This window comes from Microbacterium sp. SLBN-154, from assembly GCF_006715565.1.
Lineage (GTDB): Bacteria > Actinomycetota > Actinomycetes > Actinomycetales > Microbacteriaceae > Microbacterium.
Genome location: NZ_VFNL01000001.1, coordinates 1,494,408 through 1,516,738 on the forward strand (window position 1 = coordinate 1,494,408; position 22,331 = coordinate 1,516,738).

Annotated in this window: 19 protein-coding genes; 10 read left to right on the forward strand and 9 right to left on the reverse strand. The window is 66.5% G+C overall.

Going from position 1 to position 22,331, the window contains the following annotated elements; genetic code table 11:
* Nucleotides 1-9 precede the first annotated feature (9 nt).
* From FBY40_RS07290 to FBY40_RS07305, 4 genes are all read right to left on the reverse strand, one after another.
* The gene (locus tag FBY40_RS07290) at nucleotides 10-729 is read right to left on the reverse strand and encodes an ABC transporter ATP-binding protein (RefSeq protein ID WP_200829946.1); all 720 of its coding nucleotides are present in this window, start codon (nucleotides 727-729) and stop codon (nucleotides 10-12) included.
* 10 nt (nucleotides 730-739) lie between these two features.
* Nucleotides 740-1,606 (reverse strand): ABC transporter permease, encoded by an 867-nt coding sequence (locus FBY40_RS07295; protein ID WP_141937607.1) that lies wholly within the window; start codon nucleotides 1,604-1,606, stop codon nucleotides 740-742.
* Nucleotides 1,607-1,693: 87 nt separating this feature from the next.
* The gene (locus FBY40_RS07300; protein ID WP_141937609.1) at nucleotides 1,694-2,602 is read right to left on the reverse strand and encodes a glycosyltransferase; all 909 of its coding nucleotides are present in this window, start codon (nucleotides 2,600-2,602) and stop codon (nucleotides 1,694-1,696) included.
* A 34-nt stretch (nucleotides 2,603-2,636) separates the two neighbouring features.
* Complete coding sequence (locus FBY40_RS07305) at nucleotides 2,637-3,518, reverse strand: glycosyltransferase family 2 protein (RefSeq protein ID WP_160141374.1); 882 nt, start codon at nucleotides 3,516-3,518, stop codon at nucleotides 2,637-2,639.
* Between the two features lie 213 nt (nucleotides 3,519-3,731).
* On the opposite strand from FBY40_RS07305, the gene FBY40_RS07310 reads away from it, so the two are divergent.
* From FBY40_RS07310 to FBY40_RS07325, 4 genes are all read left to right on the forward strand, one after another.
* A complete protein-coding gene (locus tag FBY40_RS07310) occupies nucleotides 3,732-5,690 on the forward strand; it encodes a DUF6541 family protein (RefSeq protein WP_141937612.1) in 1,959 nt (652 codons plus the stop codon).
* Nucleotides 5,687-6,577 carry a glycosyltransferase family 2 protein gene (locus tag FBY40_RS07315; RefSeq protein ID WP_141937614.1) on the forward strand — a complete coding sequence of 297 codons (891 nt, stop codon included), beginning with the start codon at nucleotides 5,687-5,689 and terminating at the stop codon, nucleotides 6,575-6,577. Before FBY40_RS07310 ends, FBY40_RS07315 begins: the two co-directional genes overlap by 4 nt.
* A 61-nt stretch (nucleotides 6,578-6,638) precedes the next feature.
* Nucleotides 6,639-7,775: an NAD-dependent epimerase/dehydratase family protein gene (locus FBY40_RS07320; protein ID WP_141937616.1), complete on the forward strand. Its 1,137-nt coding sequence runs from the start codon at nucleotides 6,639-6,641 to the stop codon at nucleotides 7,773-7,775.
* Nucleotides 7,772-8,866 carry an acyltransferase family protein gene (locus FBY40_RS07325; RefSeq protein ID WP_160141375.1) on the forward strand — a complete coding sequence of 365 codons (1,095 nt, stop codon included), beginning with the start codon at nucleotides 7,772-7,774 and terminating at the stop codon, nucleotides 8,864-8,866. Before FBY40_RS07320 ends, FBY40_RS07325 begins: the two co-directional genes overlap by 4 nt.
* Before the next feature lie 63 nt (nucleotides 8,867-8,929).
* Here the strand turns inward: FBY40_RS07325 and FBY40_RS07330 are convergent, their stop codons facing one another.
* Nucleotides 8,930-9,661, reverse strand: a complete 732-nt coding sequence (locus FBY40_RS07330) for a glycosyltransferase (RefSeq protein ID WP_235014676.1) — start codon at nucleotides 9,659-9,661, stop codon at nucleotides 8,930-8,932.
* A 69-nt stretch (nucleotides 9,662-9,730) separates the two neighbouring features.
* Here FBY40_RS07330 and FBY40_RS07335 point away from each other — a divergent pair, with 69 nt between their 5' ends.
* The gene (locus tag FBY40_RS07335; protein WP_160141376.1) at nucleotides 9,731-10,975 is read left to right on the forward strand and encodes a polysaccharide biosynthesis protein; all 1,245 of its coding nucleotides are present in this window, start codon (nucleotides 9,731-9,733) and stop codon (nucleotides 10,973-10,975) included.
* Here FBY40_RS07335 and FBY40_RS07340 read toward each other — a convergent pair.
* Genes FBY40_RS07340 through FBY40_RS07355 form a run of 4 tightly spaced genes read right to left on the reverse strand, consistent with a single transcriptional unit; the run spans nucleotide 10,947 to nucleotide 15,526 of the window.
* Nucleotides 10,947-11,888, reverse strand: coding sequence for a glycosyltransferase (locus FBY40_RS07340; RefSeq protein ID WP_141937623.1), 942 nt, complete (start codon nucleotides 11,886-11,888; stop codon nucleotides 10,947-10,949). The two genes, FBY40_RS07335 and FBY40_RS07340, sit on opposite strands and share 29 nt — an antisense overlap.
* Nucleotides 11,885-12,277 carry a DUF2304 domain-containing protein gene (locus tag FBY40_RS07345; RefSeq protein ID WP_141937625.1) on the reverse strand — a complete coding sequence of 131 codons (393 nt, stop codon included), beginning with the start codon at nucleotides 12,275-12,277 and terminating at the stop codon, nucleotides 11,885-11,887. Before FBY40_RS07345 ends, FBY40_RS07340 begins: the two co-directional genes overlap by 4 nt.
* Nucleotides 12,274-13,041, reverse strand: coding sequence for a glycosyltransferase family 2 protein (locus tag FBY40_RS07350; protein WP_141937627.1), 768 nt, complete (start codon nucleotides 13,039-13,041; stop codon nucleotides 12,274-12,276). Before FBY40_RS07350 ends, FBY40_RS07345 begins: the two co-directional genes overlap by 4 nt.
* A 52-nt stretch (nucleotides 13,042-13,093) precedes the next feature.
* Complete coding sequence (locus FBY40_RS07355) at nucleotides 13,094-15,526, reverse strand: hypothetical protein (RefSeq protein ID WP_141937629.1); 2,433 nt, start codon at nucleotides 15,524-15,526, stop codon at nucleotides 13,094-13,096.
* 135 nt (nucleotides 15,527-15,661) lie between these two features.
* Between FBY40_RS07355 and rfbA the strand changes: the two genes are divergently transcribed.
* The 5 genes from rfbA to FBY40_RS07380 all read left to right on the forward strand — a co-directional run bounded on the left by rfbA (nucleotide 15,662) and on the right by FBY40_RS07380 (nucleotide 22,255).
* Nucleotides 15,662-16,531, forward strand: a complete 870-nt coding sequence (gene rfbA, locus FBY40_RS07360) for a glucose-1-phosphate thymidylyltransferase RfbA (RefSeq protein WP_141937631.1) — start codon at nucleotides 15,662-15,664, stop codon at nucleotides 16,529-16,531.
* Nucleotides 16,531-17,529, forward strand: coding sequence for a dTDP-glucose 4,6-dehydratase (gene rfbB, locus FBY40_RS07365; protein ID WP_141937633.1), 999 nt, complete (start codon nucleotides 16,531-16,533; stop codon nucleotides 17,527-17,529). The genes rfbA and rfbB overlap by 1 nt, the downstream gene beginning before the upstream one ends.
* Entirely contained in the window at nucleotides 17,529-18,947 is a 1,419-nt protein-coding gene (locus FBY40_RS07370; RefSeq protein ID WP_141937635.1) for a sugar nucleotide-binding protein, read from the forward strand. Before rfbB ends, FBY40_RS07370 begins: the two co-directional genes overlap by 1 nt.
* A gap of 133 nt (nucleotides 18,948-19,080) precedes the next feature.
* Complete coding sequence (gene glf / locus FBY40_RS07375; RefSeq protein WP_141937637.1) at nucleotides 19,081-20,217, forward strand: UDP-galactopyranose mutase; 1,137 nt, start codon at nucleotides 19,081-19,083, stop codon at nucleotides 20,215-20,217.
* A 4-nt stretch (nucleotides 20,218-20,221) separates the two neighbouring features.
* Nucleotides 20,222-22,255: an acyltransferase family protein gene (locus FBY40_RS07380; protein ID WP_141937639.1), complete on the forward strand. Its 2,034-nt coding sequence runs from the start codon at nucleotides 20,222-20,224 to the stop codon at nucleotides 22,253-22,255.
* Nucleotides 22,256-22,331 lie beyond the last annotated feature (76 nt).

A 22,331-nucleotide genomic window follows, 5' to 3' on the forward strand; every position in this document is an offset into this window, starting at 1 on the left:
GGTATGTAGTCAGCTGCGCATGAGCGCGACGGCTTCCTTGCTGGGACCGTCGAAAGCGACCTTGCCTCCCTGCAGCAGGATGCCGCGCTCGCACAGGTTCGATACCATGTCGAGGTCGTGGCTCACGACGACAAGGGTCTTGCCGTGCGCATGCAGCTCGCGGATGCGGGCGAGGCACTTCTTCTGAAAGGGCTCGTCGCCGACGGAGAGGATCTCATCGATCAGCAGGACGTCGACCTCCGTGTGGATCGCGACCGAGAACGCCAGACGAAGGAACATGCCCGAGGAGTAGTGCTTCACCTCGGTGTCGATGAACTGCTCGATCTCGCTGAAGGCGACAATGTCGTCGAACTGATCTTCGGTCTCTTTCTTCGTCATGCCAAGGATCGCCGCGTTGAGGTAGATGTTCTCGCGGCCGGAAAGATCGGGATGGAAGCCTGCGCCGACCTCGATCAGCCCGGCGACTCGGCCGCGGGTGAGCACTCGGCCCCGGTCGGGACGGAGCACACCTGAGATCATCTTGAGAGTCGTTGACTTGCCCGACCCGTTGAAGCCGAGCAGAGCGACGGACTCGCCTGGCTGCACCGTGAAGCTCACGCCGTCCAGGGCGTGGAAGTCCGTCGTCAGCTGCTTGCGCCGCACCGCCGCCAGCACCGTTTCCTTGATCGAGTGCGTGTGGCGCAGCTTGAAATCTTTGTGGACCTGGTCGAGGACGATGCTCGGGGTCACCGCGGTCTGATCAGAGATCCTGGGCAAAGCGACCCTCCAGGCGACGAAACACGGACTGGCCGATGACGAGGAAAGCCAGCGACACGGCCAGAGCGATCACCGTATACATCCCCAGCTCGGGAATGAGGATCGCGTCGCTTGGATCGAGAGGGAACCAGATCCCGTAGTGGAAAAGCTCGACCGCGATGGTGATCGGGTTGAGTCGGTAGGCGACGAAAAGCCAATCAGGTAGCGCCTCGGCGACCATCTGCCACTGGTACATCACTGGTGACGCCCAGACGGCGCACATCACGATGATTTCGACGAAGCTCTGCGCATCGCGGAACGTGACGTTGACCGCGCCGAACAGCAGGCCGAGTCCAGTCGCGAGAACCGCCACGATGATGAGTCCCAGCAGGATCGCCCCGATCTGCAGCGCAGTGGGCGCCCAGCCGAAAAACAACGCGATCACGATGACCACGAGGATCTGGGGAAGTGTGTTGACCGCGGCGATCATCATGCTCGCGACCGGGAACATCTCGCGAGGCAGGTAGATCTTCTTAATGAGCGCAGCGTTGTCGACCAGTGAGCGGGTGCCGTTCGAGAACGCCTCATTGAAGAAGGTCACGACCGTGATGCCAGCCAAGAGGTAGATCGGGAAGTAGTCGACTCGATCGTTCAGACCGAGGAAGACGCCGATCGCGATGTAGAAGACGAAGAACTGGACGAGGGGCTTGACGTAGGACCACAGCCAGCCGAGGACCGATCCGCGGTAGCGGATCTGAACTTCTTTCCGAACGATCAGCGAGAGCAGGTGGCGGCGGCCGAAGACGTCCAGTAGGCCGCGGCTGCTCCCTGGCTCTGTGAGCAGGTCGACGTCGCTCGTTTCGCGGCGCATAGGCTCCCTCTGGGCCGTCGGGTTCTGCCGGTCAGGGCAGAGTCATTCTATTCGTGCGAACCCCGCACGCCGGGGCGGACGCGAGGACTACGCCGTCGCAGCGGGGACAACCCGCTCGGGTTGGGGGTTGAAGCGGATCGCCGCAAGCAGCCGGCCGGTGATGCGGCGGCGCAGGCGCCATGGAACACGACCGCGGCGCATGAGGATCTGCACGCGCGCGAAGAAGCGCACGTACGACAGAAGCGACTCGTGGTGGAGGTGGTACGACGCCTCATTGCGAGCGCCGTACGCGAACTTCCAGACGGTCTGGTCGTCCACCTTCGAGAAATCGCCCGAGATATTGGAAGGAGTGTCGTGCATCACCTTGCTGTCGAGAACGCAGACACCGGGACCGATGCCGACACTGGCCATGCGCGCGTACGCGGCGTCGTCGAACCAGATGAAGTACTCCCGGAGCGGTAGGCCGATCCGCTCGACGGTCTCGCGCGTGTAGAGCGCGGAGACGAACGAACACGTTTGCACGAGGAACGCCCGCTGGCCCTGGACCCACAGTCGGGCCCACTTCCAATCGGGTGCCGCGATGTTCATCTCAGCGAGCTCGTTGTGATCGAAGTACACCAGCGAGCACGCGAACGGGACGCCGCCGGGCATTGCCGCCATGGCAGCGGTGTGGCCGTCGACGAGATGCTCGAGAGACTCGGGCTCGGGGTAGCAGTCGTCGTCCATCAGCCAGAAGTAGTCGGCACCCAGCTCGTACGCTCGCTTCATTCCGGTGGCGAAGCCGCCGGCACCGCCGGTGTTCTCCTCGAGGCGCGTGATGTCGAGCGCGGGATCGTCCTGCGCCGCGAGAAACTCCTTGGTCCCGTCGGTCGACGCGTTGTCGACGAGCACGATCCACTCGGGTGGCGTCGTCTGCGCTCGGAGCTTGGCGAGGACGGTCTTGAGCTTTTCGAGTCGGTTGTAGGTCACGACCACTGCGGCGACGCGCTGGGACAACGTGGGAGCCTCTCTTGAGAGTGGAACGGGCGCGTCAGCGCCGGCGAGGACGACGGATTCGCAGCTTGTCGCCGACGCGCGAGAGCGCACGTCGGACCGTCTGCTGAAGGGAGTAGTGCCGGACGGTCTCCTCGATGTACTTCGACAGGTAGAGCAGCCCGCCGATGCCGTTTCGCTCGATGTAGTCCTGGAGCGCACGGTCGCGCACCATACGGTCGAACTGCATGTGGTCGAGGCTCTCGCCGAACACGCTGTTTGAGTGGGCGCCCGTGGCGTGGGGGCGCTGGTGCCAGAACGCGATCGGCTCCTCGCCGACGAACAGCACGCGTCCGTGCCGCACAAGGCGCAGGTTGAACTCCCAGTCGCCGACGGCTTTCAGCGCTGGGTCGTACCAGCCGATCTCGTCGTACACACTCCGGCGCACGAGCAGAGCGATCGGCACGACGCGGTTCGTCTGTAGCAGGTCGTACATCGTGACGATCTCGCCCGGGGGGACGAAAGGGGTGCGGCCGAGCTCGGTCACGCGATCGCCGTCGAGCCGTTCGAAGACGATCTCGGTCCGCGCGGCTCCGGCGACCGCTTCGGGGTCGGCGTCGAGCGCGCCGACCATGATCTCAAGGAAGTCCGGCGCCCAGGTGTCGTCGTCGTCGTGGACGATGACGAACTCGCCCCGGGAGCGCTGTGCGCCGAGGTTCGCGGCCGCCTCCATCGAGCCCGTGCCGCCCTCGACGTGGAGGACCTCCAGTCGGCCGTCGAAGCGTTCCTCGCGCTCGGCGACCAGCGCGTCGACAGGGGCTGGCGCGCCGCCGTCGTTCACGATGACCACGTGCCAGTCGCTCGACGTTTGGGCGAGCACGTCGTCCAGCGTGCGACGGAGAAGCTGGGGGCGATCCTTGGTGCGGATGACAATGCTCACGCGATCGCGACGATCGGACACTTCGATGACACCTCTGGATGGGATTCGTCGCGCCCGCTGCCGCCGGGCACGACACATGACTCTATCTGCTGGACCTCCGGGAACCTGAATGGTAGCGGTGACCCGCGCGGTGGGCATTGTGCTGGCAGCGAGTACAATTTGCCCGTCGGCCGCCGGCTGGGCCACGATAACTGCAGGGAGACGACAAGCCCCATGACCTGGTTCGATCTCGCCGTCGCCTCCACTACCGCAGCCGCGATCATTCTCCTGCCCGGACTCGGTCTCGCCGCCGTCCTGGGCCTGCGCGGCCTATGGGCGTGGGGCATGGCCGGCCCCTTCGGCGTATCCGTCGTCGTGCTGGCCTCGCTGGCCGCGCCGCTCGTCGGAATCCCGTGGGGCTTCGCCCCGGTCATCGTGGTGTTCGCCATCATCGCGGTGGGGCTCGTGCTCGCGCGCCTCGCCACCGGCGGTCTGCGTCGGCCGGTCATAGACCGCGCTCCGTCCCGCGGCTGGTGGACGCTGCTCTCACTGGCAATCGCCGCCCTGATCCTGACCGCGCACGTCTGCCAGGTCGTACAGGCGCCCGGCAACATCTCGCAGACCTTCGACAACATCTTCCACCTGAACGGGATCCGGTACGCCCTCGACACCGCGAACGCGTCGCCCCTGCACCTGGGCAGCATGACCTCGACCAGCGGCGGGGTGTGGTTCTACCCATCGGCATGGCACGCGTGGGGCTCCGTCGTCATGCAGCTGACCGGCGTTGACATCGCGGTTGCTTCGAACGCCCTCGTGGTCGTGTGTGCCGCGATCCTGTGGCCTGCCGGCGCCGTCCTGCTTGCGCGCACCGTCTTCGGGACATCGAGGTCGCTCGTCATTTCGGCGGGCGTCTTCGCCGCCGCGCTGCCGTCGATGCCCCTCTTGCCGATGACCTACGGGGTGCTGTACCCGTACCAGCTCGGGCTTTCCGTGATGCCCGGGGCCCTCGCAGCCGCTCTCGTGCTGCTGCGGGTGTGCTCACCGCTCGCCGATCGCACCGCCTGGGTGTGGGCCGTTGCCGTTCTGGGGGCGCTTCCGGGTGTCGTGATAGCGCATCCCGGCGCGTTCATGGCGTGGCTGGTCCTCGTCTCGGTCGCGGTACTGATCGCATTCGTCGGCTACGTGCGCACCCGCCCCGGGCGGCGACGCCTCGCCGCGGTATCCGTCGGCTTCGCGGTCTACGTGAGCGTCGCGTTCATCGCCTGGCGCGTGCTCCGCCCGCCGCTGGACGCCCGAAGCTGGCCGCCCACCGTCACGCTCGGTCAAGCGATCGGAGAGTCGGCCACGTTGTCGTACTGGCGCGGCGCCATCCCGGTGGTCGCGGTGGCCGCGCTCGTCGTTGGCCTCGTGGTGTGCCTGCGGCGACGGAACCCGGTCGACATCTGGGCGGTGGGGACGTTCGCTGCGGCATCGCTGTTGTACGTCGCGGCCGTCGGATTTCCCTGGCCGGATTTCCGCGACCTACTCACCGCGTCCTGGTACAACAACGCGCCCCGTCTTGCGGCGATCGTCCCGGTCGTGATCGTGCCACTTGCAGCCCTCGGGACCGCGGCCGTGTGGCGGCGCTTCTCGGCTCGAGTGTTCCGCACAGCCGAGCCGGACGCAGCAACCGGATCCCGCGTGTCGATGTGGGCAGCCGCCTCGCTCGTCCTGCTCATCGTCGCGACGCAGCTTGGCGCCGTCCGGCAGGCGATCGTCGAGGCATCTGCGACTTACGCGCTCACTGCGGAAGCCGCACTGCTCTCAGCGGACGAGATGACACTGCTGCGGCGCCTCGCCGACGATGTCCCGGAGGATGCCGTCATCGCGGGAAGTCCCTGGACCGGGACGGGACTGGCGTACGCGATCAGCGGACGGCAGGTGCTCATGCCGCACACGCTGATGGACATCGACGACGCGACCGCGATCATCAACGACGGACTGAACGCCGCCGACCGGCGCGCCGCGGTGTGCGGAGCCGTCCGCGATAAGGGCGTCGAGTACGTCCTTGACTTCGGCGATCGCGAGGTGCACGGCGCCGAGAACGAGTTCCCCGGCTTCGAACGCCTCGCGTCGTCGTCGGCGGTCGAAAAGCTCGATTCGGTAGGCGGAGCGGTGCTCTATCGCGTCACCGGCTGCGAGGTCGGCGGATGAGTGACCTCGAGATCGTCGTGCCGTTCTGGGGCGAGCCGGAGCTGCTCTACCTGACCGTCGAGTCGGTCCGCGCCCAGCGGTCTCCGCACTGGCGCCTCACCGTGATCGACGACTGCTACCCGGACGATTCTGTGGAGGGTTACTTCGCGCAGATCGAAGACGAGCGCATCACGTACGTGCGCAACGAGCGGAACCTGGGCATTACGGAGAACTACCGCGAGGCCATCCGCCGCTCGACCGGCGACTACATCGCCATCCTCGGTTGCGACGATCTTCTGCACCCTGACTATGTGGACGTCATCCGCCGCACGATCGCGGCGGTGCCAGGCGCGGACGTCATTCAGCCCGGGGTCGACGTGATCGACGAGCACGGCAGGCCCGTGCGACCGCTCGTCGACCGCGTGAAGCAACGCCTTCTGGCGCCGCACGGCACAGGCATCGCCGTCCTGCGGGGTGAAAGCATGGCGACGAGCCTGATCCGGGGCGACTGGCTCTACTGGCCGTCTCTGACATTCCGCACCGAGACTCTGCGGCGTATCGACTTCCGCGACGGGCTCCCGATCATCCAAGATCTGGCGCTCCTCATGGACATCGCGTTCGCCGGAGGCGGCCTCGCCTACAACCCGACGGTGTGCTTCTCGTACCGGCGCCACGGAGGCAGCGCCTCGCAGAAGTCGCTGCTGGATGGCCGGCGCTTCCGCGATGAGCGCACCTACTACGCTCAGGCACGCGACCTGGCCGAATCGAAGGGATGGCGGCGGACCGCGCTCGTCGCGCGCATGCGCGTGATGTCGCGGCTCCACGCCGTCACCGAGCTGCCCGCCGTTCTCCGGCGGGGCACACGAGCGGGGATACAATCGACTCTCGCGCACATCTTCGTGGTTTGACCGGGCGGTTCCCGTCGACCGACGTTCGCATCCGCATCCATTCGAGCAGGAGAAAGCACCCATGCCGGACCATGTGCTCATCACCGGCGGAGCGGGGTTCATAGGCTCCCGCCTGGCCCGGAGGTTCTTCGACGCGGGCCACACCGTCGCCGTTCTCGACGCGCTGATCGATCAGGTACACGGCCCCGACCCTGAGACAACGTCCCCGCTGCTGCGATCGCTCGATGGGATTGCGACCGTCAAGCGCGGAACCGTGACCTCCACCGCCGACCTGCGCGACGCGCTCACCGGAGCGACGATCGTCGTGCACCTCGCGGCCGAGACGGGCACCGGGCAGTCGATGTACGAGATCGACCGGTACGTCGATGCCAACGTCGGCGGCACCGCGAAACTGCTGGACCTCCTCACCAACGAGCCGCACAGCGTGCGCCGTATGGTGATCGCCTCTTCCCGCTCGATCTATGGCGAGGGTGCCTACGCCACCGAGGACGGCCGCACCGTGTATCCCGACCATCGGCGTGACGAGGACATGGCGGCGGGCGACTTCGACGTGCACATGCCGGGCGAAGGGCCGATCTCGATGATCCCCACGGCTGAGGACGCGAAGCTTCACCCGTCGTCGGTGTATGGGATCACGAAGCAGATGCAAGAGTCCCTCATCATGATGGTCGGACCGGCGATCGGTGTGGAGCCCGTGTCGCTGCGGTACCAGAACGTCTACGGCCCGGGCCAGTCCCTGAAAAACCCGTACACCGGGATTCTGTCGATCTTCTCAACCCTCATCCGGCAGGGAAAGGAGATCAACATCTTCGAGGACGGCCTGGAGAGTCGCGACTTCGTCTACATCGACGACGTCGTGGAGGCGACGTTCCGCGCCGCCACCGTGCCGCAGGCGGCCGGCGGCACCTTCAACGTCGGATCGGGAGTCGCAACCACCGTGATGGACGTCGTGGCGGCCCTCTTCGCCGCCTTCGGCACCAAAGTGCCGACTCGGGTCTCCGGCAACTACCGGCTCGGCGATATCCGTCACAACGTCGCCGACACCACCGCGCTGCGCGAGGTGCTCGAGTTCGAGCCGTCTACGAGCTTTGGTGACGGCGTCTCTCAATTCGTCGAGTGGGTGCTCAGCGAACCCGTCGAGGGGGATACGTACGAGCGGTCGCTCAAGGAGATGGCGTCCCGGAACCTCCTCAAGTGAGTTCGCGCGCCTTCGCAGGAGCCCCGTTCCCGTACCGCGACAACAGCCTCAACCTGTTCCGGCTCATCCTGGCGGCGCTGGTGCTGTTCGCGCACGCGTTCTACATCGTGGGCCGTGGCGACAGCCCGGGCTTCAACGGTGAGAATCTCGGCGGATGGGCCGTCGCGGGCTTCTTCGTCGTCAGCGGCTTCCTCATCACTCGCAGCCGGTTCCGCACCGGCGCAGGCGAATATCTGCTGCACCGTGTTGCGCGCATCTTCCCCGCTTTCCTGGTCTGCCTCGTCGTGACGGCGTTCGTCTTCGCCCCGCTCGCGCTGTGGATCTCGACCGGCTCCCTCTCCGGTTTCCTCCGGACGCCCGTAACGCCGCTGCAGTACGTGTGGGGAAACATCACGCTGTACATCGAGCACTACTCGATCGGCGAGACGCTGAGCACCGTGCCCTATCCCGACGCGTGGAACGGGTCGCTGTGGACGCTCTATTACGAGTTCCTCTGCTACATCGCGGTGTGGGTGCTCGGCGGCTTCGCGTTGTACCGACGCTCGCTCCTCGGTGCCGGACTCATCTGGGCCGTGTCCGTCGGGGTCCACGCGCTGACGGCAGCCGGCATCACGGGCGGGCTCGACGGCGACTTCGAGCTGTTCGCGCGGCTGTTCCCCTTCTTCATCGGCGGGTCTCTCATCTATCTCGTCATCGAGCGCTGGGGGCTCGTGCCGCTCGTCGGGTGGCTGTCGATCCCCGTCGCCGCCATGTCCATGGTCTTCGTCCCGAATTTCGGCGGACAGTTGGCGGCGCCGGCACTGGCGTACGGCATCCTGTTCCTCTCCACGGTGGTGTCACAGCCGGCGTGGATCGCTCGCAATGACGTGTCGTACGGGTTCTACATCTACGCGTGGCCGGTTCAGCAGCTCACGGTGCTCGTCGGCGGGGCCACGTGGGCGCTGCCGGTGTACATCGCCGTGACAGTCGTGGTGACGTTCAGCCTCGCCTGGCTCAGCTGGGTCGCGATCGAGCGTCCCGCGATGCTGAGGGTGCGAAACCGGAGATCGGGCGCGCGTCAAACGCTGCCGGGTGATATCCGACGCGCTTGACCCGATTCCGCTGAAGAGCAGGTCGCCTGCGGGCTGTGGGTGGGCGCAAGCGGCGGGCTGCAGTCAGCGCGAGCGCCTCCCTGCCTCGACGTACGCGCGCACGAGCATTCCACGGGCTTGAAGCGCTTGTGTGATCGCACGAGGCCGGCTCGACGAGGCGTTGGACTCGTGGATGCGGCGGCGCACCGTCGGCCCTGCGACGTGGCGCATGATCCCGAGGCGGTTCGCGAGGGTGGCGATCCACAGATCGTGCGACTCGGTGAGGAAGGGGGGGAACGGCAGGATCTGCGGGAGGACGTCGCGGCGGACGGCCATCGCGCAGCCGAAGTAGGGGGTGACGCCGGCGAGGATGCGCAGCTCGTTGCGAAGCCGATGTCCTGACGTTGACGGCTCGAGCCGCCACGGCCGGCCGGTGATGGGGGAGCGCAGTGGCTCACCCGAGTCCAACATAACGAGGTTCGACGCGGCGACGCCCGACGCCGACGCTGCCTCCTGCAGCACGTCCCGACGCCCGGGGATCCATTCGTCGTCCTGGTCTGCGAGCATGACGACTTCACCTTTCGCCTGCGACAGTGCGGCCTCGAAGGTGCGAACGTACCCACGGTTCACGATCTGACGGATGACGCGGATCCGCTCATCACCGATGGCCTCGATGAGCGTGACGGTGTCGTCGGAGCTCGCGTCATCGACGATCACGACCTCGTCGTCAGGATGCAGCTCGGCGAGGATGCTGCGTAGCTGGTGCTCCACGTACGCCGCGCCGTTGTACGTCGCCATGCACACGGAAACCGGCACGCGGTCAGTCACGATGTGTCGGCAGCCTTTCGCCGGGGAGCGTCTCGACGCGCGCCTAGACTTGGTTCAATGCGGTCGATCATGCTCAGGTTCGCGGGGTTCACCGGAGCGCCGATCCTCTCGGCGCTCGCACCGTTCATCATACTTCCCGTGGTCTCGCGCATCGTCGGCGACGAGGGCTGGGCCAACTTCGCGACCGGGCAGTCGATCGGCGCCCTTGGCATGGTCGGCGTCTTGTTCGGCTGGGCAGTCGTCGGTCCCGTAAGGGTCGCGCGCGCGGAGTCCGACCAGCAGCGGGGCCTCATCCTCCACGAGAGCATCCGGTCGCGCCTCATCACGGCCGCGATCGCTGTGCCGATCGCGGGGCTCGCAACTTACCTCGTGTGCACGTCTGCCTTCCGACTGGAGTCCGTCGCGGTGGCCGTGGTGACGACGATCGGCGGCTTCACGCCCGCATGGTTCTGCATCGGTCAGGGGAATCCCCGCGCCCTGATGATCTTCGATGCGCTTCCCAAAGTCGCGGCATCTGTCATCTCGCTGCCCATCCTCGCGTTCACCGGGCAGGTGCTCTGGTATCCCGCGTTGCTCCTCGCGGCGACCGTTCCGGCCTTCGTCATGCATGCGCGCCTCACCGCCCACGGCGACCTGATCGGCCGCCTCGAGCGCCGCGGGGTGCGCACGGTGCTTCGCGCACTCGTGCCGACGGCCGCGATCGACGCCGCAGGTAATGCCTACGGAGCCACTGCGGTTCCCATCGCCACCGCGGGACTGGAGCCCGTGGAAGCGAGTTCGTTCGCGTCAGCCGACCGTGCCTACCGCATCGCCACGATGGTGGTGATTGCGCTTGGCAACACGTTTCAGGCGTGGGTGCTGGATCCGTCCGCGACACTGCGCCATCGCCGCCACCTCGTCGCCCTGGTCGCGCATGTGGCGGTGGGCCTGCTCGGCGGTGCGGCCATCGCGCTACTCGGTCCCTGGGCGACGGGGATCTTTTTCGGCGAGGCCGTCGCCGCCGACCCGCTTCCCAGTGCGCTGTTCGGCGTCGCGTTCTTCTTCCTCTCCAGCGCGACTCCGCTGATCCGTAACATCCTCATCCCCGCCCATCGCTACGGCACGGTGTTCGGGGCGACCATCGCGGCGGCGGTCGTCGGCCTGGCGACGATGCTCACGGGGTCCTTCCTCGGCTCAGGGAACCTGATCGCGGCCGGTGTGGCCGCGTCCGAGGCCACCGCGTTCGCCGTCCTGCTCATCCCGGCGGTCGCCGTGTTGCGGGGGGAGTGGATGGTCACTCCGCCAACGGCGCTGCCCAAGTGATCGTCGCCGCGATGTCCTGGACGTCCGTCGGCATGCGCCCCATCCGGCCGCGGCGCGCGTCGTGCATCGCCGCCCGGTAGACCTGCCACAGCGCGCGGCGCGGTCGGGCGAGCACCCAGACGTTGGCGTAATGGATCGCCTCCAGGAACGTGTCGCGCGCGACCCACCCGATGTGGCCGCGCCACAGCGTTCCGTTCACGACGAGCCGGTTCCGCACGCGGTAGTAGTAGCGGAACGGGGTGCTGAGAGTCACGACTGGGGGGATGCCGGGAAGGCGCACGGGGCGGCCGAACACGAGCCGCGCGTAGCGGCGCCCGAGGCTGTGCTCCAGCCGCAGCCCGCGCGCCGCAACGGTCATGAACCCCGCTGAAGTCGAGCGCATCTCGAACTCGGTATCGACCAAGTCGATGAATAGGTCTTCGCGCATGAGGCCGACATCGGCGAGGAAGGCGGCGGCGAGCAGCATCCCGGACTGGATCGCGTGGCGTGCCTCGAGCGTGCCGTCGGCATGCTCCCGGCGCACCTGGCGCACGTCGGCGAAAAACTCGGGAACGACGGGGCCAACTCGGTGCCCGTGCGTGCGTGCGCTATCCGCGGCGGATTGCAGCGCGACGATGAAGCCGGCCGACACGACGGAGTCCTGATCGAATGTGACGATCTCGTCGGCGCCGTGTCGCAGCGCATGCCGGATGCCGCTGTTCAGGGCCGCGCCGATCCCGCTGTTCTCGGCCAGCCGGATCACGTGGGCGCCAGCCGAGCGGACCTCGTCGAGAACCGCGCCGTACCGCTCCGGGCTGCCATCGTCTACGACCACTACAGCCCCGACCTGGGGCTGTAGGGCGCGGTACGCGGTCAGGAGGCGAGCATCCGGGTGGAAAGAGGTGATGACCGCCCACGCCGACGGAGCAGTCATGGGGCCTTGCCGGAGGATGCTTCGTCGAGCCGGCGCTCGAGCTCATTCAGGCGAGCCTCGAACCGATCCGCCTCGGCGCGTGAGATCGCCGCCTCCTCGGCGACTCGACGGATCTCTTCCTCCGCCTGCGACAGTTCCCACGACAGATGCAACGCGACGCCGAGCAGGAGCACGATCGCGAGGGCGAACAACAGATTCGCCGGCACCTGGACGCCCAGGACGCTGGTCAGCCCCAGGAGCAGCTGCGGAAACAGGCCGAGGATGAGGACTGTCAGCCCGATCATCAGCCACAGCACCGCGTACTTCTCGCGGAGGCGGCGGGTGAGCAGCATCCACATCACGAGGACGATGATGAGGAGGGCGAGGATGATGCCGGCGGCGACGATCATGAGAGGGCTCCGTTCGCGGCCGCGGGCTCGGTGATCGACACACGGCGCGGACCAGGCTTGGCCCGGCGCAGGAGGGCGAGGCCGAGCGCGAACACCGACTTGAGCAGGTACACCGTCGACCCGACGGGGCCTTGGCTCGGCGTCCCGTGCATGCGCGGCCGCATCGCGACCGGGACCTGCGTCACGGTGAGGCCGGCATGGCAGGCCGCGACGAGGGAGTCCAGCGTGTCGCCCAGATACTCGGCAGGGTAGTAGGTGACGTACTGGTCGATGGCACGCGGCCCGGCGGCGCGGAACCCGCTGGTGACGTCGGTGAGTCGCGTCTTTGCGACGCGCGACACGACTTTGGCGAGCACGATCATGGCCCACCGCCGCGGACCGTGCACCTCGTAGTCGCCGACCTCCGCGAAGCGGGCGCCGATCGAGATGTCTGCGTGCTCCAGGCCTTGGAGAACCCGCGCGATGTCCTGCGGGTTGTGCTGACCGTCCGCATCCACCTGGATGGCGCGCTGGAAGCCATGGCGCTGTGCATAGGTGAGGCCGGTTCGCATTGCACCGCCGACTCCGAGGTTGAATGGCAGTGGGAGAACGATCGCGCCCGCAGCGCGGGCGACCTCAGCCGTCCCGTCTTGGGAGCCGTCGTCGACCACCGCCACCACATAAGACGGATCCGCCGCACGGATTTCGGCGACCGTCGTGCCCACGTTCATCGCCTCATTCCACGCCGGCACGATGATGAGCACGCTGTCGGCACGGTCCGTCATAGTCCCGCAATCTTAGCCGCTGCCGGTCCGGCTCCCTGCGAGAACCCGGCGATCAGGGGAGGGGGGCGCCAATCCGGAATGCCGCCCGGTCCTCGACCGGGAGCTGCTGGATCGGCGGGATCCGTCCGCCGCCGAGCGAGACCAACGTGTTGACGCTGGTGACGTGTCGGAGGTCTCCGGAGACGTATCGGTGAACCTCCGCAGCGCCTGTGAACTGGACGAACGAGCCGTCCGAGATCGTTGGCACACCGGTAATCGCGCTTCCGGTGGGGTACTGGCCCCACAGCGCGCCGGAGAGTGTCTGGATGGCAGGCATGCGATCCCCGCCGAGGTAGATCAGTGCGGCGTAGTCGGCGACGTGTCGCAGCTCGCCGTCGGCGACCTTGAAGACCTCGGGGTGGTCCGAGAAGCTCACGAAGGCGCTTTCGGCGAGGGCGGGTCGATCGCTGATCGGGTCGCCGTACGGGTATGTGCTCTTGAACTGCGCGGGGAGCGTCGTGATGGGCGGGATCCGACCGCCGCCCAGGCGTGTCAGCGTGGGGAGGTCGGTGATGTGGTGCAGGCTTCCCTCCGACCAGCGATACACCTCGCCGGAGCCAGCGAACTGCACGAACTCGCCCTCGATGAGGACGGGCCCGCCGATGCCCTGCCATGCCATGGTGTCGGCGGACCAGCGCAGCACGGTCAGCGGGCGGGAGCCGTTGAGCGACGTGAGCATGGCGTAGTCGCGCACGTGGCGAAGTGTCCCGTTCACGACAGCGTGGACGTCGGGCCCGTTTTTCGCTTGGACGAAGAGGGGGGCGGCCACGGCGGACCCCCGCGTGAACGCAGCGCACTCGGCTTCCGTGAGGTTCGTGCGCGAGAGCCCCGTTGTGTCGCCGCTGACCGGACGCAGCCTTCCGTCAGCTGCGACGAGATCCGCATCGCCGCAGCGAACGATCGGCCCGAGCGAGTCCGCCACGCGCGTGCTCCGCGCCAAGAGCGCATCCGCCACGACGGTGTACTTCACCGCGCCGAACTCGGCGGCGAGCGCGAAGCTCGGCACATGCACCACAGTGCCCGTGGGAGTCGTCAGCAGCACGTCTCCAGACGAGGCGCCGCGCACGAGGGTGTTGGGCATAAAGTACGTCGGACCGAGGGGGATCTTCGCGGCGGCTGCGGCATCCATGGTCGCGACGTACGAGTTCTGGCCGCGCGCGGCGTAGGTGTAAGCCGCGGGGTCGGCGAGATGGCGGCGCTGATTGTTCTCGAGCACGTAGGTCTCGGTCGTGCCGGACGGTCGGAAGAACCTGCCTACTTCCGCCCCAGTGGGAAAAGCGTCCAGTACGCGCGCTCCGAGGTTTGCAAACGACTCGAAGACGTAGCCGAATTGAGCCACCTGCTCGACCGACGTGAGGCGGTGCTTCGATCCGTCGAGGTCGATGAGGTACAGCGTTCCGGTGCGAGAGTCGTGGACGTACCGGGACACAACCTGTCCCGTCGCCAGGCTGTCCAGGTAGGTGGCGGACACGTCGCGCAGGCGACCGAACTTCGCTGAGAATGCAGTGAGGTCGTCCGGCGCGGCGATCGGGTGCTTCCGGCCGTCGGCGACCAGGTACGCGTGGTCGCGAGCGGGGCCCGTGACGAGTGTGGCAGCCGCGGCCTGCGTGCTGCCGAACCAGTCCGTGAAGCGCTGATAGAAGTTGCGGTTGCCGTACGTCGAACACCCATCGCCCTGTCCATAACCCGCGCGTAGTGATGCGGCGTTGGGCTGATAGGGCGTGTAGTAGTAGAGATTCGCCGTGGCCTGATTCTCGATGAAGACTGGAGAAGACCCGCACGAGGCGTTCGGGCTGTAACGAACATTCCAGGTCTTTCCCGGCGCGTAATAGGTGAAGTAACGACCCTCTGTGTAGATCTGGAACTGTCGCGCCGCACCATAGACCTGGTTGAAAAACCCGTAGTACCGGGTGTCGCACGCCGCGGTGTCGGGGCACCCCTGGCCCATGGCGATGGTGTATCGCCAATCCGATGGCCACGTGTGCGTCACGAGACCCTGTTCCTTCTCTAGAGTGACGATCAGGACCTGGGGATTCAGTCCACACGCCTGCGCCACCTTGGCGATGATGCGAGCCGCTGTCTCCGATGTCTCGCCACGATACTCACCGCAGTATCGGTCGGCGGCTCTCGTCGTGGTGGTCTGGCGGAAGTCCTTCAGGCACACGTACCCGGACTGGCAGGACTTCACCCTTTGCCGAAGGAAGGCGTCGATCTGCGACTCCGTCATCGTGGAGGAGTCGAAGAAGCGGTCGTCCGAGATGATGTTGCCGGGCCGGAACTGACTCAGGTCGGCTGCCGGCACGATCCGCGTCCCGGCGGCGTGGCTCGCCTCTTGCGCGTCATCCATGGCCACCGCGGGGGATGCGAACAGCAAACCCATCGCAAGCGACGCGGCGGTGAGGATCGCAAGCGGTCGGCCGAGCTTCCAGCCGTTGAGTCGAGTCACGTTCCACATTGTTGCGGAAGTTGCTCTTCATTACCACTGTGGTTTTTGGGACTGATGTGACACGCGGTGCTTTTGCAAAAGTCTCAGCCGCTCTCCTGATCGGGCCCTGTTCAGCGGCTGTGACACGATGGACGTGTGAAGGGCATCATCCTCGCCGGCGGCTCCGGCACGCGTCTGCATCCGATCACCCTGGGTGTGTCGAAGCAGCTGATCCCGGTGTACGACAAGCCGATGGTCTATTACCCGTTGTCGACCCTGATGTTGGCGGGGATCCGGGACATCCTCATCATCACCACTCCGCACGACGCACCATTCTTCGAGCGGCTCCTGGGTGACGGGTCGCAGTTCGGCGTCTCGCTGACCTTCGCCCAGCAGCCCTCGCCCGACGGGCTGGCTCAGGCGTTCACCATCGGAGCGGACTTCATCGCCGGCGACAAAGTCGCCCTCGTCCTTGGGGACAACCTGCTGTACGGCCCCGGACTGGGCACGCAGCTCAAGCGCTACACGGACATCGACGGCGGCGCCGTCTTCGCCTACTGGGTCGCCGAGCCCCAGGCCTACGGGGTGGTCGAGTTCGACGAGGACGGACGCGCAGTCTCACTGGAGGAGAAGCCGGCCCAGCCCAAGAGCAACTATGCGGTACCCGGACTCTACTTCTACGACAACGAGGTGGTCGGGATCTCCCGCGATCTGAAACCGAGTGCGCGCGGCGAGTACGAGATCACCGACATCAACCGCGCCTATCTCGAACGTGGTGCGCTGCAGGTGCAGGTGTTGCCGCGCGGTACCGCGTGGCTCGACACCGGCACCTTCGATCAGATGACGGATGCCGCCGACTACGTCCGCACGATTGAGCGGCGCACCGGCATGCGGATCGGTGTTCCCGAAGAGGTCGCCTGGCGGCAGGGCTTCCTTTCGGACGAGGAGCTGCGCACGCGCGCCGAGGGGCTCGTGAAATCCGGATACGGCACGTACCTGCTCGAGCTCCTGGAGAGAGGACGCTGATGACTCACCTGCTCGTTACCGGCGGAGCCGGATTCATCGGCTCCAATTTCGTGCACCACGTGCTCGAGCACACCGATCACCGCGTGACCGTGCTCGACAAGCTCACCTACGCCGGCAACCGCGCCTCTCTGGCGGGCCTTCCCGAGAATCGGCTGACCTTCGTCCAGGGCGACATCGCCGACGCCGAGTTGGTCGACACGCTCGTGGTCGGCGTGGACGCGATCATCCACTACGCCGCCGAGTCCCATAACGACAACTCGCTGCACGACCCGCGTCCGTTCCTGGACACAAACATCGTCGGGACCTACACGCTGCTCGAAGCAGCGCGTCGTCACGGCACGCGTTTCCACCACATCTCCACTGACGAGGTGTACGGCGATCTGGAGCTCGACGACCCGGCCCGCTTCACAGAGTCGACCCCGTACAACCCCTCCTCCCCCTACTCATCGACCAAGGCCGGCAGCGACCTGCTGGTGCGGGCATGGGTGCGCTCGTTCGGCGTGCAGGCGACCATCTCGAACTGCTCGAACAACTACGGTCCCTACCAGCACGTCGAGAAATTCATCCCGCGGCAGATCACGAACGTTCTGCGCGGTATCCGCCCCAAGCTCTACGGCCGCGGCGAGAACGTGCGCGACTGGATCCACGCAGACGACCATTCCTCCGCGGTGCTCACCGTCCTCGAGCGCGGCAGGATCGGGGAGACCTACCTCATCGGGGCCGACGGCGAGAAGGACAACAAGACCGTCGTCGAGCTCATCCTCACCCTCATGGGACAGCCCGCCGACGCTTACGACCACGTCACCGACCGTGCCGGTCACGATCTGCGCTACGCCATCGACTCCACCAAGCTCCGCACCGAGCTCGGCTGGCAGCCGCGCTACCAGGACTTCGAGGCGGGCCTTCGCGCCACCATCGACTGGTACCACGCAAACGAGGACTGGTGGGCACCGGCCAAGGACGGCGTAGAGGCCTTCTACGCATCGAAGGGGCAGTAGTGACCGAGTTCGGCAAGCAGCTGACCGCGATCGAAACTCCCATCCCGGGACTGGTCGTCTACGAACTCCCCGTCCACGGCGACTCCCGCGGTTGGTTCAAGGAGAACTGGCAGCGCGAGAAGATGACGACGCTGGGACTGCCCGACTTCGGACCGGTGCAGAACAACATCTCCTTCAACGACGCCGCGGGCACCACACGCGGCATCCACGCCGAACCGTGGGACAAGTGGGTCTCCGTCGCGACTGGACGCATCTTCGGCGCCTGGGTCGACCTGCGCGAAGGACCCACCTTCGGAGCCGTCTTCACCACTGAGCTCGACCCCTCCCGCGCGATCTTCGTCCCCCGTGGGGTAGGGAATTCGTATCAGACGCTCGAACCCGACACCGCCTACACCTACCTCGTCAATGACCACTGGTCGCCGAACGCGCCGTACTCGTTCCTGAACCTCGCCGACGAGACGGTCGCCATCGACTGGCCCATCCCGCTGACGGACGTGGAGATCTCGGCAAAGGACATCGCCCATCCGCGCCTCGCCGACGTGACGCCGATCGCGCCGCGCAAGATCCTCGTCGTCGGAGCCTCCGGCCAGCTCGGAACGGCTCTGCGCGAGGAGTTCGCCGGCGCCGGCCACGTCGAGTTCACCACGCGCGCCGACCTCGACCTGACAGACCCCGGCATCTCAACTGCGCGTCACTGGCGTGACTACGGCGCGGTCGTCAACGCCGCTGCATACACCGCCGTCGACCTCGCCGAGACCCCCGACGGCCGCCGCGACGCGTGGGCTGCGAACGTCACCGGCGTCGCCACGCTGGCGCGGCTCGCGACCGAGAACGGCCTCACCCTTGTGCACATCTCCAGCGACTACGTCTTCGACGGAACGCTCGACCGCCCCTACCGGGAGGACGATCCGATCTGCCCGCTCGGCGTCTACGGCCAGACCAAGGCCGCGGGCGACGCAATCGTGTCCACCGTGCCCCGCCACTACATCGTCCGCACCTCGTGGGTCATCGGCGAGGGGAAGAACTTCGTCCGCACCATGGCCTCGCTCGCCGAGCGCGGGATCGACCCCGCGGTCGTCGACGACCAGATCGGGCGGCTCACCTTCGCCGCCGACATCGCCCGCGGCATCCGTCACCTCCTCGACACGAAGGCCCCGGCCGGTACCTACAACATCACCTCGTCAGGGGACGTCATGTCGTGGGCGGACGTCGCCCGTGCCGTGTTCTCGTTCACGGGAAACGATCCGACGAGGGTGACCGGAGTGAGCACCGAGGACTACTTCGGCACGGCGACCGGTCCCGTCGCGCCGCGCCCACGGAACAGCGTCCTCGATCTCGCCCGGATCACCGGGACGGGTTTCGCGCCATCGGACGGTCGTGCGTCCCTCCTGGAGTACCTGAAGGCGGCTCGCGACTAGTCAGCGGCGCGACGGCCGCACATACGGCGGGCTCCTCAGGCGGCTTGGGTAGACTGTCCGCTCGTGCCCGGTGCCCCCGCCCGGCAGTGCGTGCCCGAACGGGCCTCCCGTCCCCACGAAAGCGTCCCCACGTATGGATCTTCTCATCGTCGGCTCCGGATTCTTCGGCCTCACGATCGCAGAACGCGCCGCGGCGGCTGGTCGCAAGGTCACGGTCATCGACCGCCGTCATCACATCGGCGGCAACGCCTACAGCGAGGACGAGCCGCAGACCGGCATCGAGGTCCACCGCTACGGTGCCCATCTCTTCCACACCTCCAACCCGGGCGTGTGGGAGTACGTTAACCGCTTCACCACTTTCACCGACTACGCGCACCGCGTCTACACCAACCATCGCGGTGTGGTCTATCCGCTGCCGATCAACCTGGGCACCATCAATCAGTTCTTCAGTGCGGCGTACTCGCCCGACCAGGCGCGGGCGCTCATCCACGAGCTCGCGGGCGAATTCGATGTCAAAGAGGCACGCAACCTCGAGGAGAAGGCCATCGCCCTCATCGGCCGGCCGCTCTACGAGGCGTTCATCCGCGACTACACCGCCAAGCAGTGGCAGACCGACCCGACGGAGCTCCCGGCGGAGATCATCAGCCGACTTCCGGTGCGATACACCTACGACAACCGGTACTTCAACGACACGTGGGAGGGCCTGCCGACCGACGGGTACACCTCGTGGTTGGAGCGCATGGCCGACCACCCGAACATCGAGGTGCGTCTGGACACCGACTTCTTCGACGAGTCGCAGCCGCTGCACAAGAAGGCTGTCGTCGGCCAGCTGCCGGTGGTCTATACCGGCCCGGTGGACCGCTACTTCGACTACGCAGAGGGCGCCCTCTCCTGGCGCACGCTGGACTTCGAGGAGACGGTGCTGGACGTGGGCGATTTCCAAGGCACCTCAGTGATGAACTACGCCGATGCCGACGTCCCCTACACGCGCATCCATGAGTTCAAGCACTTCCACCCCGAGCGTGCAGATCGCTACCCGACCGACAAGACCGTCATCATGCGAGAGTTCTCCCGATTCGCTACGCGTGATGATGAGCCCTATTACCCGGTCAACACCCCCGAAGACCGCGCCGGCGTCCTGGCCTATCGGGAGTTGGCCAAGGGTGAGAAGGACGTACTGTTCGGCGGCCGCCTCGGCACCTACCAGTACCTCGATATGCACATGGCAATCGGGTCGGCGCTGTCGATGTGGAACAACCAGCTCGCGTGATTCGATGACCGTTCTCGAGCGCAGCCCGACAGTGCTCTTGGAAGCACGCGCGCCGAAGAGCCCCTACCGGGCGGACATCGATGGGCTCCGCGCGCTGGCGATCGCATTGGTCGTGGCCTACCACGTCTGGTTCGGGAGAGTCTCAGGTGGCGTCGACGTCTTCCTGATGATCTCGGCGTTCTTCATGACGGCCTCGTTTGCTCGCCGCGCAGAGACGCGATCGACCGAACCCGTCCTCGCTTACTGGCTTCGCCGCTTCGCCCGCCTTCTTCCTGCTGCGGTGGTGACCATCGGCGGAATCCTCATCACGGCTTCCGTCGTGTTCCCTCCTTCCTCCTGGCCGGAGATCTGGAGCCAGAGCTGGGCCTCCCTGTTCTACTTCCAGAACTGGGAGCTCGTCGCCTCCGCCGCGGACTACTACGACAGGGAGACGCTCAGCCCGCTCCAGCATTTCTGGTCACTCTCGATCCAGGGGCAGGTGTTCCTCCTCTGGCCTCTGCTCATGGTCTTCGCCGTGGCGCTCGGGCGTGCCGTGTCGATGTCCGTGACGCGCGCGCTGAGCGTCTTGTTTGTCTCGGTGTTCATCGGGTCGCTCACCTACTCGATCTCCTTCACTGCGGCTGATCAGCAGGCGGCCTACTTCGACACCTTTGCGCGTCTGTGGGAGTTCGCCCTCGGATCCCTTCTCGCGCTCGTGGTTGCACGGCTCCGTCTCCCTCGGTGGCCCGCCGTGTTCATCGGTTGGCTCGGCATCATCGGGCTGGTGTTGTGCGGCGCGCTGCTGGATGTGCAGGGCGGCTTTCCCGGCTACCTCGCGCTCTGGCCGACGTTGAGCGCGGCCGCTGTGATCGTCGCGGGCACCGCAAGCCCCGCAGGAGGGCCCACGCGTTTGCTCTCCTCCTGGCCTCTCCGGCGACTGAGCGCGATCTCCTACGCCCTGTACTTGGTGCACTGGCCGATTCTGGTGACGTGGATCCTGGTTACCCAAGACGTCACGCTGGATCTCCTATCGGGAACCGCGGTTGTCGGGCTTTCTCTGGCGGTCGCCGTCGTCGTCACCTACGGCGTCGAGTGGCCGCTGCGGAGGTTGAACGGCGACGGCCTGTTGCGCTCCTCGCTCACGATTCTCGTTAGCGTTCTCCTCGTAACCGTGCCGCTCGTGACGTGGCAATCGGCGGAGGAGCGGCGCGTGGCCGCGCTTCCCGTGGGCGATCATCCCGGCGCCCGCGTCCTGATGCCTGGCGGGGCAAATCTCGAGGTCGACGAAGAGAGCATTGTCCCGGCGGGGTCAGCGGTGTCGACGGATTGGGTGACCCTCGATGGCGAGTGCACGGGAGACCGTCGCCCCAGCGAAGAGATCCTGGTCGAGACATGTCGGGAGCAGACGGTCGAGTGGCGATCCACCGGTACGGTGTTCGTCATCGGTGACTCGCACGCGCAGCAGTGGGCGGGCTCGCTGGTGCCGCTTGCAGACGAGAGAGACTGGAACGTCGTCGCGCTTCTCAAAGGCGGCTGCTCCTTCGCAGCAGGCGAGCCGGTCCTCGGCGATCGCTCCGAGTGTGAGCTCTGGCGCGAGGCGGCGCTCGACTACGCACTTGCCCATGAGCCGGACCTCGTCTTCATGATGGGGACCAAGACCGAGCCCGAGACCGATGCCGAGCGAGTTCTTCGTGGACTCGACGACTACGTTCAGCCGATCGTCGACAACGGTTCCGAGGTGGTCCTGGTCCGCGATAATCCACGCTTCTCACAGGACATGTTCGCGTGCGTGGAGCTGAACGGTCCGGACGCGGACGAGTGCCGACGAGACGCCCGGAGTGTCCTGGCGGAAGAGAACCCTGCAGAACGCCTCCACTCAGGTGGCGTGACCGTTGTCGACCTCACGCCCTACCTGTGCCCAGAGGGAGTCTGTCTGCCGGTGATCGGTGGCGTGGCGGTCTACATCGACCATGGTCACATCGGACAGACCTATGCCGAAACGATCGCTCCAGCGCTAGAGGAGACGATCCGTCCGGTGCTGGAGCGCTCCGGCATCTGAGTCGGCGCGCCGCCCATAAACTCGTCTCCGTGAACACAGCCGCCGTCGGCGCCGCGCGCTTGTCCCGACCCGATCT

Coding starts and splice junctions, on each gene's coding strand:
- FBY40_RS07345 (WP_141937625.1), bottom strand. CDS start 12,277: ATGATCGTCGCCGCCGGCATCATCCTCGCCCTCCTCATCATCGTCCTC.
- FBY40_RS07335 (WP_160141376.1), top strand. CDS start 9,731: ATGCGGTCGATCATGCTCAGGTTCGCGGGGTTCACCGGAGCGCCGATC.
- glf (WP_141937637.1), top strand. CDS start 19,081: ATGGATCTTCTCATCGTCGGCTCCGGATTCTTCGGCCTCACGATCGCA.
- FBY40_RS07320 (WP_141937616.1), top strand. CDS start 6,639: ATGCCGGACCATGTGCTCATCACCGGCGGAGCGGGGTTCATAGGCTCC.
- FBY40_RS07315 (WP_141937614.1), top strand. CDS start 5,687: ATGAGTGACCTCGAGATCGTCGTGCCGTTCTGGGGCGAGCCGGAGCTG.
- FBY40_RS07380 (WP_141937639.1), top strand. CDS start 20,222: ATGACCGTTCTCGAGCGCAGCCCGACAGTGCTCTTGGAAGCACGCGCG.
- rfbB (WP_141937633.1), top strand. CDS start 16,531: ATGACTCACCTGCTCGTTACCGGCGGAGCCGGATTCATCGGCTCCAAT.
- FBY40_RS07310 (WP_141937612.1), top strand. CDS start 3,732: ATGACCTGGTTCGATCTCGCCGTCGCCTCCACTACCGCAGCCGCGATC.
- FBY40_RS07295 (WP_141937607.1), bottom strand. CDS start 1,606: ATGCGCCGCGAAACGAGCGACGTCGACCTGCTCACAGAGCCAGGGAGC.
- FBY40_RS07350 (WP_141937627.1), bottom strand. CDS start 13,041: ATGACGGACCGTGCCGACAGCGTGCTCATCATCGTGCCGGCGTGGAAT.
- FBY40_RS07340 (WP_141937623.1), bottom strand. CDS start 11,888: ATGACTGCTCCGTCGGCGTGGGCGGTCATCACCTCTTTCCACCCGGAT.